Source organism: Nitrospirota bacterium, assembly GCA_016212185.1.
In the GTDB taxonomy this organism is placed as follows: Bacteria; Nitrospirota; Thermodesulfovibrionia; order UBA6902; family DSMQ01; genus JACRGX01.
The window spans coordinates 13,094-25,767 of record JACRGX010000021.1 but is presented as its reverse complement, the minus strand read 5'-3'; the positions used below and the strand labels follow the sequence as shown (position 1 = coordinate 25,767).

The following is a 12,674-nucleotide window of genomic DNA, read 5'->3' as shown; positions in this document are numbered from 1 at the left end:
AATTTGATAGAAAATTGGAGGTTATATGGACGACAAGGTTATAAAGACGGCAAATAAAGAAGCGGCGCAGGTTCTGGAGTGGGGCGAATCCCGCGGAATAGAAACCTGCTTTTCAAGGGCTGAAAAACTAAAATCCTGCCCCATTGGCGAGAGCGGGGCATGCTGTAAGGTCTGCCACATGGGTCCATGCAGGCTTGTGGGTAAAAATGCGGAGGAAGAAGTTCATGGCATCTGCGGCGCATCCCTTCCGGTTATTGCGGCAAGGAATCTGGCGAGAATGGTTGCGGCAGGAACCGCGTGTCATGGAGACCACGGCAGGGATATGGTGTTTACCCTTCTTGCTGTTGCCAACGGAGAGACAAAGGACTTTCAGATAAAAGACGTAAAAAAACTTTATAAAGTTGCAGGCATACTCGGAATTGAATTTGAGGGCAGGCCTGTTAATGATGCGGCAAAAGACGTGGCCTTGAGATTTCTTGAAGACTTCGGCAGGCAAAGAGGCGAGGTGAATTACATAAAAAGGGCTCCCAAAAAGACTCAGGAAAGATGGAAGAAATTCGGCATTATTCCGAGAGGCGTTGACAGAGAAATCGCTGAAGTGCTGGACCGGACCACAATGGGCATGGACGCCGACGCCGACTCCATTTTGACTCATGCCCTGAGGGCGGCGCTTGCAAACGGCTGGGGCGGGAGCATGATATCCACAGACATTACGGACATACTCTTTGGAACGCCGGGACCTGTAAAGGCAGAGGCAAGCCTCGGTATATTTAAAGATGACGAGGTCAATCTTGTTATTCACGGTCATGAACCGACCCTTGCCGAGATGATAGTAGATGTTGTGTACGAGCCTGAGATGATTGCATACGCAAAATCAAAAGGAGCCAAGGGAATAAACCTCGGCGGGATGTGCTGTACGGCAAATGAAGTGATGATGAGGCACGGGATTCCTACTGCTGGCGGATTCACCAATCAGGAACTCGGCATTATGACAGGGCTTATTGAGGCGATGGTTGTGGATGTCCAGTGCATTATGCCTGCGCTCGCACAGCTTTCAAAAAAGTTTCATACAAAGGTCATAACGACCTCAGAAAAGGTAAAGATACCCGGCGCAACGCATGTGCAGTTTGACGAACACAGGGCCAAGGAGATTGCAAGGGAGATAGTGAGAACAGCCATTGATAATTTTCCTAACAGGAAAACAGAGGGAAGCCATATTACGGAAAAATTTCCAGTGATAGCGGGCTTCTCACAGGAATACATTGAATACATGCAGGGCGGAAGATGGCGCGCATCGTTCAGACCCCTGAATGATGCAATAATGGCAGGCAGGATCCGCGGTGTTGTAGGCTTAGCTGGATGTGATAACCCGAGAGTCCCTGCCACCGGCATACATAAATTTTTAGCCACCGAGCTTATAAAAAATGACGTGCTTGTCGTATCAACGGGATGCAGTTCTGCTTCATGCGGCACTGCGGGATTTCTGACCCCTGAGATGGCGCTTGAACATGCAGGACCCGGATTGAGAGAGGTCTGCGTGGCAATCGGAATTCCGCCGATACTGCATCTCGGGGCCTGCGTTGACAATACGCGGATACTGACCATTGCAAGCGCAATGGCTGAGGAAGGCGGACTGTCCGATGAAATTGGAGGAATGCCTGCCGTCGGCATTGCGCCGGAGTTTATAACTGAAAAGGCGATATCCATCGGATGCTATTTTGCGGCATCAGGCGTTCCGGTCATATTCGGAGGCGAATCTCCTGTGGGCGCAAGCAAAGAGGTTACAAAGATAATGACAGAGGTCTGGTTTGAACGCTTTATGGGGGCGCTTCATTTTGAACCTGACCCTGAAAAGATACTTGCCATGGCGCTTAATTACATTGACAAGGCAAGAGAGGCGCTTAAGCTTAGAAAATACGAACCCGGAAAATTCGGCGCAGAGAGGGTTCTCATGGATATGGCGGCAAGGAGAATTCTTGAAAAGGCGGCGGCGCCTCATGCAGGCGTCGGCGGGATAAATGAGGCAGGGTCCTGACGAGATGGATATAAAACCTGATGAGATTATCGGACATATCGGCGAAGTATTAACCGAGAAGCAGAAGAAACGCGGGATACTGATTCACGCATTTCAGAAGATTCAGCATGAGTACAACTTTCTTCCCGGAGATGCGCTCAAGGCTTTGTCTAAAAAGCTTGATATTCCGATGTCTGATGTTTACAGCACAGCGACATTTTATAAGCAGTTTTATTTTACTCCGCGGGGCAAAAAAATCGTAAGGGTATGCACCGGCACTGCATGCCATGTAAGAGGCGCTTCAAAGGTGCTCAATAAAATTAAGGATGAATTTAACTTGGAAGAGGGCGAGACTACGCCGGACCTTTCAATGACGCTTGAAACTGTTGGCTGTATCGGCTGCTGCGGATTGGCGCCTGTTGCAACGGTTAATGAAGACATTGTCGGCGAAATTGATATGAAAAAGATTGAGGAGATTATAGAGGCGGTAAGACAATAGTTCAACGTGGTTTAAAATTGTTTAAATAGTTCAATATGGAATGATTAAACGATTTAAACAATGTTGAACAATCTTTTTATTTTGAACGGTTTAAACAATGTTGAACGACTTTAAACGGTCAGTTATTTATGGCAAGACTTAAAAACATAAACGAACTCAGGGAACTCAGAAAGACGCTTGAGCAGGAAACATTCAAGCTGGACACTATGAGGGCCAAGGTCTGCTGCGGCACTGCATGCACTGCCACCGGCGCGTATAAGGTTATTGACACATTTAAAACCGAGGCAGGCAAAAGAGACGTGTCCCTTGAAATAGTAAAGACAGGCTGTCAGGGGTTGTGCCAGAAGGGACCGGTCCTCAAGATAGAGCCTGCGGATATTTTTTATCAGAGGACAAAACCTGAAAATGTGTCATGGATTGTGGGATACACAATCTTGGGCGGAGCGCCTTACAGACAGGGACTTTACAGAGACAATTTCCTGAGCGAACCTGTGCCCCTGATGACCGAGATTCCGTTTTATAAAAAACAGCTTAGGATTGCGCTCAGAAATAACGGCAGGATTGACCCCTGCAACATAAATCATTACCTTGCAGTGGGCGGATACAAGGCTCTTGAAAAAGCCCTCTTATCCATGACGCCTGACGATGTTTTAAACGAGGTTGATAAAGCGAATCTCAGGGGAAGGGGAGGAGCGGGATTTCCGGCAGGCCGGAAGTGGAAACATTCAAAGGGAGCGCCCGGCAAAATAAAATTCGTCATTGCAAACGGCGATGAGGGCGACCCAGGCGCATTTATGGACAGGTCTATTATGGAAGGCGATCCGCACAGCCTTCTTGAGGGAATGGCGCTTTGCGCATATGCCATAGGCGCGCAGTACGGGTTTATCTATGTCAGGCACGAATATCCGCTTGCAGTCAAAAATTTAAATCTTGCAATAAAACAGGCTGAAGAATTGGGATTGTTAGGTGAGAATATTCTGGGCACTGATTTTAAATTTACGGTTGACATAAGAGAAGGCGCAGGCGCGTTTGTGTGCGGCGAGTCAACGGCGCTTGTTGCCTCTATTGAGGGAGAAAGGGGTTTTCCGAGGGTAAGACCGCCGAGGCTTTCAGAGCCCGGAGGAGGACCGTGGGGATTCCCGAGCAACCTTAATAATATTGAAACTTACGCATGCGTTCCTGTGATTGTTGAAAAGGGTTCAGGCTATTTCCTTTCAATAGGCACAAAAAACTCGCCCGGCACAAAGGTCTTTGCACTCACGGGCAAGGTTAAAAATACAGGGCTTGTGGAAGTCCCGATGGGGATTACGTTAAGGGAAATAATATACGAGATAGGCGGCGGCATACTCGGAAACAAAAAATTCAAGGCGGTTCAGACAGGAGGGCCATCAGGCGGATGCATCCCTGAGAAATATCTGGATCTGTCTGTGGACTTTGACTCGCTTATTTCAGTCGGCTCCATGATGGGTTCAGGCGGCATGGTTGTCATGGATGAAGAGACCTGCATGGTGGATGTCGCAAAGTTCTTCCTCTCATTTACACAGTCCGAGTCGTGCGGAAAATGCCCCCCCTGCAGGATCGGGACGTCCCAGATGCTGGATATACTTAAAAAGATTACATCGGGTCAGGGGCAGGAAGGCGATATTGAAAGGCTTGAAGACCTCGGCAAAAAGATTGTTGCCGGAGCCCTCTGCGGACTCGGCAGCAGCGCGCCCAACCCTGTTTTAACAACGATTAAATATTTCCGCGAAGAATACGAAGAGCACATTAAAGACAAATACTGCAGGGCCAATGTCTGCAGCGGACTTGGGGTTTACACTATTGAACACTCGGAATGTTTCCTTTGCGGATTATGCAAACAGGCCTGCGTATTTGGGGCAGTAAAGGAATTGAGGAATAAATTTTTCATAGATCAGGATTACTGCACAAAGTGCAAGGCATGCTACACTGCATGCCCGATAGACGCGGTGAAGGTTGAGAAACAGAAACATTATAGCGTACAGCGTTGAACATTATAGCGCAAACGCAATAAACGCAACGCGACAAACGCGATGAACGAAATAAAAGAAAAAAAACTTGAGGACATAAAAAAAGAGGCTGAGGAGAAAAAATGCCTGGTGCAGAGGGCATTATATTTTGTGGATGAATTTCTCGCAGGTCCTATGTGCGGCAGGTGTTTCCCCTGCTCATTCGGAAGTTATGAGGCAAGGATACGTCTGAGGAATTTGTCTGAAGGCATAGGCAGTGAAGAGGATATTCTGCGTTTAAAAAGAATTGCAGAAAATATGCTTGAAGCCTCAATGTGCAAAAAGGGCAAAGACACTGCAAAATTCATAATGGATTATATTGATACAGAGGCGTTCAGGGGACATCTTACAGGGGTTTGTCCCGAGGGGGAATGTCACAGCCTTATTAAATATGTCATTCTCCCTGAAAAGTGCACGATGTGCGGCATCTGCCTTGACGCTTGTAAAGATTATGCAATCATAGGCGAGAAGAAGAAATCATATCTTTCAGGGTATCAGCCGTATGAGATAGCCGTGAAGAGATGCACGAAATGCGGGGACTGCATCAAGGTCTGCCCGTTTAAGGCGATAGAAATTACAACAGAAAAAGAGGCTGTTCAAGCGGTTTAAATCGTTCAAGTGTTCAAGGTTGAACAATCTTAAACGACTTAAACAATGTTGAACAATTTTGAATTAATTAAAGACGGAGGTTTCAAATGTCAAAGACAGTTAATCTTAAAATAGACGGGAAAGAGGTCCATGCGTCTGAAGGCATGAACCTTATTGCTGCGGCTAAGACCGCAGGGATTCACATCCCCAACCTCTGCTACATGAAAGGCCTGAGAGGCGTGGGCGCATGCAGGCTCTGCCTTGTTGAGATTGAAGGCTCAAAGGCTCCTATGATTGCCTGCACTACAAAAGTCAAAGAAGGCATGGTCGTAAACACGCAGACCGAAAAAATTCAGGAGATGAGAAAATTCGTCATTGACCTTATCCTCTCCATCCATCCGCTTGACTGCATGACCTGCACAAAGGCGGGCGTATGCAAGCTCCAGAAATATGCCTATGACTTTGAACTGAAGGAGTCGTCATTTACGAGAAAGAAATTCGGCTATCCTATTGATGAGGCAAACCCGTTCATAAAGCGCGACCCTGATTACTGCATACTTTGCGGAAGGTGCGTAAGGGTCTGCAAGGAGCAGGGGACCAATGTCCTGGAATTTATGGGCAGGGGCGTCGGCGCAAAGGTTGTCACAGCAATGGACAAACCACTTCAGGAGTCGTCATGCACATTCTGCGGAAGCTGTGTTGATGTGTGCCCTGTAAATGCCCTTCTTGAGGCTGACAGGTGGAGAAAGGGCAGGGAATGGGAATACACAAAAATTAAATCAGTATGCCTTTCCTGCGGAAACGCCTGTGACATTACAGTCAGCACAAGAGACGGAGAAGCGGTCAAGGTAAATGCAGGCGCAGACAAGGGCTCTGTGGAAAGATATATCTGCGCAACAGGCAGATTCGGATTTGATTCGCTTTTATCGGATGCAAGAGTTACGGCGCCGCTGAAGAGAACCGGCAAGGAGCTTAAGGAAACTTCATGGGATGATGCCTTAAAGACGGTTGCCGGAGGACTGAAAAATGCAGGCGAAGCCGCCGGCATTATAAGCGCGGGCGGGATTTTAAATCAGGATGCGTTTGTCCTCGCTAAGTTTGCCTCGGATGCCGTGAAGACAAAGAATGTTGATACGACCGTCAGCCTTTATGCTGACGCCGAATCTATGAAATATTCCAATACGGTGCAGATGGATTCAGCGGACTTGTTTATTGTTGCAGGGCTTAATCCCTCACAGTGGGAAAGGGCGCTTCCGGCGCTTGATGCGGGAATCAGGAAAATGGTTTCAAGGGGCGCAAAACTAATTGTGATAAATAATACCCCACCCCTTGATAAGAGAGGGCACGGGGGGCTGTCATTTATAGCAAACCTGAACATTCAGGGTGATGAGGCGCAGACATTTGCCCGTATTGCAAGGGCCATGATTTTAAACGGCATTAAGGCGCCGAAGGAACTGGAGCCGGAGATCGCAAATGTTGATGTCACTGAAGAAGCGGAAAAGGCAGTGGAGCTTTTAACTGCGGCAAAAGAGCCTGTCATCTTAACGGCGCCTTCATTATTCGGAGCGGCAAAAAATATCAGCATGATTATCAATGCCAAGGTTGCCGCAGTGCCTTACGAAGCTAATGCACGGGGCGTTATTGCAATGGGCTTGACTTCAGACGGCAAAACCTACAGCGAAATGGTTCAAGGCAAAGGGATTAAAGTCCTCTACGTAATCGGCGAACCGCCTGTCAATAAAAGACCGGACGTTGAGCTGCTCATTGTCCAGACATCATATCTTACAGAGCTTGCAAAACAGGCTGATATAGTTCTTCCCTCTGCGGCGTTTCTTGAATCAGATGGAACGATTGTAAATTATTTAGGCAAGGTCAAGAATGTGACAATGGCAGTTGAACCTCATGGCGAGGCAAAACAGCACAAAGACATTTTTATTGCGCTTTCAAAAGCAATGGGCGCGCCCATTAAGGAATCAGCCGCAAAGTTTAAAACTACATTTGAAAAAGGCGCAAAACAGAAAGTCAGCCCCTTTGAGAAAAAGCAGGGGCTTGATATGGACCCTGCGGAATTCACTCAGTCTGTCAATGAGCCCCTCGTTTGCTCGTCAAGGCTGTTATGGCTTAAGGAAGCGGAAAAGGCGGCAGCGGTTTAGAAAAATTAAGACCATGAAGGCGGCGTTTAAGAAAACGCCGCCTTTTTTTATTTTGTAAAATCGGTTGTTAGATGTATAATTACTTATGACAACGGCATATTCCACGATTAATGCGGCATTTAAGTACCCGCTAAAAGAAGAAGAACTGGACTTGCCCCGGTTTAATAGACACAATTAAAGGTAAAATTGGAAGCAAAGGAAGAGGTGTCTATGTCAAACCGGAGGTTTACAGAGGAATTCAAGTTCGAGGCAGGATGCAGCGGGTATATTGAAAACCGATATATCCGATTAGGATTATGGAGAAGATACACTCTATTATAGACAAGAAGCTGAGAAGTTGAGAAATTAAGAAATGGAGAAAAATGCAGATAAATTCTGTTTTTAACTCAACTTCTTATCTTCTTATTTTCTTAACTTCTTTTTTAACCCCGGGGGTGCTATGAGAATTCTTATCGTTGAAGATAATGCTGATGACAGAAGGCTTTTGAAGTATAACCTTGTATATCACGGCAATGAGGTGATAGAGGCTTCTGACGGGTTAGAAGGGCTTGAAAAGGCTAAGACGCATAAGCCTGACCTGATTATCTCCGATGCCCTGATGCCGAGGATGGACGGCTTCCAGTTTTTAAGAGCCGTCAGGCAGGATGAATCAATTAAGAAAATCCCCTTTATTTTTTATTCTGCTGTTTATACCGGTCATGATGAGGCAAGGCTTGCCATATCTCTGGGCGCAGATGAGTTCATTATAAAACCAAAGGAGCCTAATGAATTCTGGGATGAGATTAACAGCACCCTTGAGGTGTTGAGCCTTAAAAGAGAAAAGCCTGTCACTGCGGAGCTTCTTGAAGAACATAAAGAATTCCTTGAGAAGTACAGCCAGATTGTAGCGGCAAAGCTTGAGGAAAAAGTCAGGGAGCTTGAGACGGCAAAGAAAGAGATTTTTGCAGTCCAGCAGAGGCTTCAGTACCTGCTTTCATATGCGCCTGCAGTTATTTTTTCCATGGAAGTTGAACCTCCTTACGACATTACTTTTATCAGTGAAAATGCGGCAGCACAAACAGGCTACGACGCCTTGTATTTTGTGGAGAACCGAAATTTTTGGGCGGACAATATTCACCCTGAAAACAGTGACCGTATTTTGAAAGAATTTGCACAGTTGTTTGAAAAGGGACAGACTGTTTTTGAGTGCCGCTTCAGACGCAAAGACGGAACATACATCTGGCTCAGGGATGATGCAAGGCTGGTGCGTGATGATAACGGCAAGCCGATGGAAATAGTGGTTTCCAGCATAGAGATCACAGAGCGCAAGACAGCGGAAGAAGAGACCCAAAAAAAAATGGAGGAATTGGAGAAATTTTACGAAGCGTCAATCGGCAGGGAGCTTAAGATGAAAGAGCTTAAACATGAAATAGAAAAACTGAAGCATGAGATAGAAAGGTTGACTGCCGAACTGGAGAAGTATAAGAAATGATACAGGATACAATGTAAATTTATCAATGTAAAGTTAGCATTTAAAATTAGCATTTTAAAATGCTAATTGATAATTTTGCAATGAAAGGCTCTGTGCCCCAGTGGCGCTAGATTTTTGTGGTATTGGAAATATGTCCTACATCCTCATTGACGGATACAATCTTATCGGCATTGTCCACAGGGACATTGAAGAAGCCCGTAGTAATTTAATCTCCCGGCTTTGCGAGTACTCAAACCTGAAGCATCACGATGTCACCGTAGTCTTTGACGGCTGGAAAGACGGACAGTTGAATGAAACAAGCATGCAAAAGGGCAGGGTTACTGTTGTTTTTTCAAGGCTCGGAGAAAAGGCAGACCTTGTAATTAAACGGATTCTGTTAAAAGACAAAAAGTCATGGATTGTTATAAGCTCTGACAGGGAGATTGCGGATTTTGCACGCAATAGAGGTTTTGTCTCCCTTACTTCAAGTGAGTTTGAGAGGAAACTTTATTTAGCAGGCAGTATCACTGAAAAAGATGAAGATAAGGCTATACAGGACGAAGAAGAAAATGAAACTGGGACTGTTAGGCGCAAGGGCAATCCATACAAACCTTCAAAAAAGCAGAAGCAAAAACAATCAGCTATTAAAAAGCTTTAATGAAGACGTCATTCCTGCGAAGGCAGGAATCCAGAGGTATTTTACAAGGAACTGGATTCCCGCTTAAGACACGCGGGAATGACAGCCCTGAAGGTATATTTTCGGCATAATAACGTCATAGTTTTAAGATGTTATAGATTTATTCCTCAAGGAACTTATGAAGTAATTTTGTGTCAACCGTAATCTTTCTCTGAAGGGATTTTACCATGCCCTGTTTTTGAAATTTGCTCATAGTCCTGATGCTCGTTTCAACGGTTGTGCCGACCATCTCGGCGATTTCCTGCCTTGTAAGCGGAAAGTCTATTTTCCTATACCCCTTGTCATCAGTGCCGACTTTTTCCGAGAGCTTGAGCAGAAGCGAGGCAATTCTTTTTTCCACGCGCTCTGTGGCAATGTTTTTTAAGGTCTCATGTGCATCCCTCAACCTGCCGCTGAAGTATTTCACAACCTCAAGTTTGAGCGCGGGATGTTCTTCCATAATGTTGATGAGGTTTTTGCGGTTAATCCTGATTACGCTGACCGGCTCCATAGCCTGCGCTGATGCCGGTAAGGGTTTTTTATCAAGCACGGCAACACCGCCGAAGATGTCGCCGGGGGACATGATTTCAAGTATGATGTCCTTGCCTGTTATTGTGTGTTTGACTATCTTAACCCTTCCTGATGCTGTGACATAAAACCAGTCCGAAGGGTCGCCCTCCATGAAAATATAGGCATCGTCTTTAAAACTAAGGTGTTCAAAAAGAGGGCTTATCTCTTTTAACCCCTCATCTTTAAGGGAGGAAAATACGGTGGTTTTTTTAAGCAGGTCTGTAATCATTTTTAACCCCATCGTATACAGTAAGAAGTTTACCCCATTCAGTCACTTACAAAGTGTATTTAATTTTCTGTTTGTTGTCAAATAAAATCTCCAGGAGGATTATAAAAAAAAGGGGGGCAAGCGCCGATACATCGGCGCTTGCCCCCCTTTTATAAAACTTACAGGTTACATTGCTCTTCTTTTAATCATCTCTATCGTCTTTGCAATCTTTCCTATCATGTCTGTCATCTCTGTCCCGCTCATCCCGGTCCTCTCTCTTCCTGTCGTCATTATCCTGATCGTGAGGAACACGGACTTTCACCTTTGCAGTACTGGTATTACCTGAACAATCCGTTGCCGTAATTGTTATGGTGTAAACTCTTCCCTTACCACGACCTGAACGTTCAGCGCGCAGTTGCAGGTATATTATTCCTGTGGTCTGATCTATCACCGGTTCAGTCCAGTCAGGTCCTGTATCTCCGCTGCCTAAACCATATTGAGGTTCATTGCTTGTGACGGTTGTGTTTAAAGTAACGGGACAGCCGCTGTTGTCGGTCGCATTTGCTGCAATAGCGATATTCACCATTATATGATTTGGCGGCCAGAGGATATATTTATTTGCAACAGGTTTAATTGTCGGAGCTATGTTATCAATTATTTGTACTGTAATATACTTTATATCCTGCTGATTAAATCCATCAGAGATTTTAAGACTGATTGTGTGCATACCAAGGCTCAGGTTTGATACAACACAATCAGGAAGCAGGACAGCAGTTCCGCCTGCAACTGACTGAATACTTCCGGAGCATAATACATTTGTTCCTTCGGCCCATTCGTAATACAGCATGTCGCCGTCAAAATCAGAAGCATCACCGGGCAGTATTACAGGAGTGTTAATAACATAAACTCCGGCTCCGCCGGGGGCCGCATGAGGCAAGGAATTGTTTATTGTCAATATCATTATATTTGAAGATGTGGCCAGTCCGTCGTTTGCTTCAAAGGACAAGGTATGCGCCCCCAAGCCGAATGAAAAAGTGCTTAAACTCAGAGAACATTCACCGTTTAGCCCAGCAGGGGTCCAATCCTGCAGGACAGTCAATACATTCCCGGCTCCATCTGTCTCGGTCCACCGGCATGTAATCGCATCGCCGTCAAAATCTGTGGCAGTGCCTTGAATTGCAGTTACGGCAATTTGATCGCTTGTAACGGTAATATTTTCTCCGGCATTGGCAATCGGCGGTGTGTTGTTTATTGTCAATATCATATCATCAGATGATGTTGCCTGACTATCAGTCGCTTCTAAGGTCAGGGTATGCACCCCTAAGCCGAGTGAAAGAGCGCCTAAACTCAGAGGACATTCACCATTTATCCCGGCAAGGGTCCAGTCCTGTAAAACGGCTGTTCCTTCTATCCAGCGGCATTGGAGGAGCGTGTTGCCGTCAAAATCCGTTGCAGCGCCCTGAATCGTTGTTGCGGCAACTTCTTCACTTGTAATAATAATATCATTACCGGCATTGGCGTGGGGGGCAGTGTTGTTTATTATTAATGTCATATTGTCTGATGATGTTACTTCCCCGTCGTTTGCATCAAGGTTCAGAATATGTGTTCCCAGTCCAAGTGAAAGAGCGCTTAAATTCAGAGAGCATAAACTGTCTATCCCAACAGGGGTCCAGTCCTGTAAAACACTTAAAACATTTCCTGATTCATCTATTTCTGTCCAGCGGCATGTAAGCGTATAAGCAGCATCCGCATCGGTCACAGTACCGTTAATCGCAGTTGCTGCAACTTGATTGGTTGAAATAGTCACGTCCGGTCCGGCATTGGCGGCAGGCGGGGTGTTTAGCGACTGAAGACCGTCTATCAAACCAAATGTAATCGGGCCTGAACTGTTTGTTGTAAAATTTCCTGAGGGGGGGACATATAATTGCATCTTCATTCCGCTGACATTTGTAGAACCCAGATAAGCCGCCAGCTCGGAGATATACCTTGAAGGATGCGCGCCGTCATCTCCATTCGGGCGCAAGACTACATTGTGTAAATTGAGGGTGGCAAGGTCATTGGTATTCAGCCATTGATTTAACCAGACAAAATACAGGCCTTGCTGTGTAAATACACTATCAGCTAATGTGGAAGTAAAATAAACATAACCATCGGATGAAACAATTGAAAGAGTGACATCATCCGGGTTAGACGGGTCGCCATTGAAACTATAATTTCCGGTCCTGACCGCTCCGGAAAGCACTATTTTTGCGCCATAAATAGTTTCAATGCCGGAAACATTAGCTTTCCAAACATTTCCGTTTTGATAATCCATTTCACTTACAGATGCATTAAGGGTCAATGAACCCGTTCCAATTCCAGCGGTAGTGTTATAACTGCCGCTAAAACGCACCCATGGAAGCAGGGTAGCCGCCCAATTGTACTCTGCAAAAATCGTCAGAGACAAAATAACGGTTAATACAATAAGCAATTTTCGTTTCATGTTCATT

Annotated in this window: 9 protein-coding genes; 7 read left to right on the top strand and 2 right to left on the bottom strand. The window is 45.7% G+C overall.

Translation table 11 applies throughout. The features are described from left to right. Positions 1–25 precede the first annotated feature (25 nt). From cooS to HZA10_01915, 7 genes are all read left to right on the top strand, one after another. Positions 26–2,035 carry an anaerobic carbon-monoxide dehydrogenase catalytic subunit gene (gene cooS, locus HZA10_01945; protein MBI5195065.1) on the top strand — a complete coding sequence of 670 codons (2,010 nt, stop codon included), beginning with the start codon at positions 26–28 and terminating at the stop codon, positions 2,033–2,035. A gap of 4 nt (positions 2,036–2,039) precedes the next feature. Then, on the top strand, positions 2,040–2,513 hold the full coding sequence (nuoE, locus tag HZA10_01940) for an NADH-quinone oxidoreductase subunit NuoE (protein ID MBI5195064.1): 474 nt from the start codon (positions 2,040–2,042) through the stop codon (positions 2,511–2,513). A gap of 206 nt (positions 2,514–2,719) precedes the next feature. Continuing rightward, positions 2,720–4,522, top strand: coding sequence for an SLBB domain-containing protein (locus HZA10_01935; protein ID MBI5195063.1), 1,803 nt, complete (start codon positions 2,720–2,722; stop codon positions 4,520–4,522). 42 nt (positions 4,523–4,564) lie between these two features. After that, complete coding sequence (locus HZA10_01930) at positions 4,565–5,149, top strand: 4Fe-4S dicluster domain-containing protein (GenBank protein ID MBI5195062.1); 585 nt, start codon at positions 4,565–4,567, stop codon at positions 5,147–5,149. Between the two features lie 86 nt (positions 5,150–5,235). Next, positions 5,236–7,281, top strand: a complete 2,046-nt coding sequence (locus tag HZA10_01925) for a molybdopterin-dependent oxidoreductase (GenBank protein MBI5195061.1) — start codon at positions 5,236–5,238, stop codon at positions 7,279–7,281. Positions 7,282–7,720: 439 nt separating this feature from the next. Next, on the top strand, positions 7,721–8,752 hold the full coding sequence (locus HZA10_01920; GenBank protein MBI5195060.1) for a response regulator: 1,032 nt from the start codon (positions 7,721–7,723) through the stop codon (positions 8,750–8,752). A gap of 130 nt (positions 8,753–8,882) precedes the next feature. After that, complete coding sequence (locus HZA10_01915; protein ID MBI5195059.1) at positions 8,883–9,389, top strand: NYN domain-containing protein; 507 nt, start codon at positions 8,883–8,885, stop codon at positions 9,387–9,389. Positions 9,390–9,528: 139 nt separating this feature from the next. Here HZA10_01915 and HZA10_01910 read toward each other — a convergent pair whose 3' ends face one another. Together HZA10_01910 and HZA10_01905 are read right to left on the bottom strand one after the other, a co-directional pair. Further along, a complete protein-coding gene (locus HZA10_01910; GenBank protein MBI5195058.1) occupies positions 9,529–10,206 on the bottom strand; it encodes a Crp/Fnr family transcriptional regulator in 678 nt (225 codons plus the stop codon). Positions 10,207–10,387: 181 nt separating this feature from the next. After that, the gene (locus HZA10_01905; GenBank protein MBI5195057.1) at positions 10,388–12,667 is read right to left on the bottom strand and encodes a cadherin repeat domain-containing protein; all 2,280 of its coding nucleotides are present in this window, start codon (positions 12,665–12,667) and stop codon (positions 10,388–10,390) included. Positions 12,668–12,674: the final 7 nt, after the last annotated feature.

What these genes read in the sequence shown, in the direction of transcription:
- HZA10_01935 (MBI5195063.1), top strand. Translation starts at nt 2,720, where the DNA reads ATGAGGGCCAAGGTCTGCTGCGGCACTGCATGCACTGCCACCGGCGCG.
- HZA10_01930 (MBI5195062.1), top strand. Translation starts at nt 4,565, where the DNA reads ATGAACGAAATAAAAGAAAAAAAACTTGAGGACATAAAAAAAGAGGCT.
- HZA10_01905 (MBI5195057.1), bottom strand. Translation starts at nt 12,667, where the DNA reads ATGAAACGAAAATTGCTTATTGTATTAACCGTTATTTTGTCTCTGACG.
- HZA10_01910 (MBI5195058.1), bottom strand. Translation starts at nt 10,206, where the DNA reads ATGATTACAGACCTGCTTAAAAAAACCACCGTATTTTCCTCCCTTAAA.
- HZA10_01925 (MBI5195061.1), top strand. Translation starts at nt 5,236, where the DNA reads ATGTCAAAGACAGTTAATCTTAAAATAGACGGGAAAGAGGTCCATGCG.
- cooS (MBI5195065.1), top strand. Translation starts at nt 26, where the DNA reads ATGGACGACAAGGTTATAAAGACGGCAAATAAAGAAGCGGCGCAGGTT.
- HZA10_01920 (MBI5195060.1), top strand. Translation starts at nt 7,721, where the DNA reads ATGAGAATTCTTATCGTTGAAGATAATGCTGATGACAGAAGGCTTTTG.
- nuoE (MBI5195064.1), top strand. Translation starts at nt 2,040, where the DNA reads ATGGATATAAAACCTGATGAGATTATCGGACATATCGGCGAAGTATTA.
- HZA10_01915 (MBI5195059.1), top strand. Translation starts at nt 8,883, where the DNA reads ATGTCCTACATCCTCATTGACGGATACAATCTTATCGGCATTGTCCAC.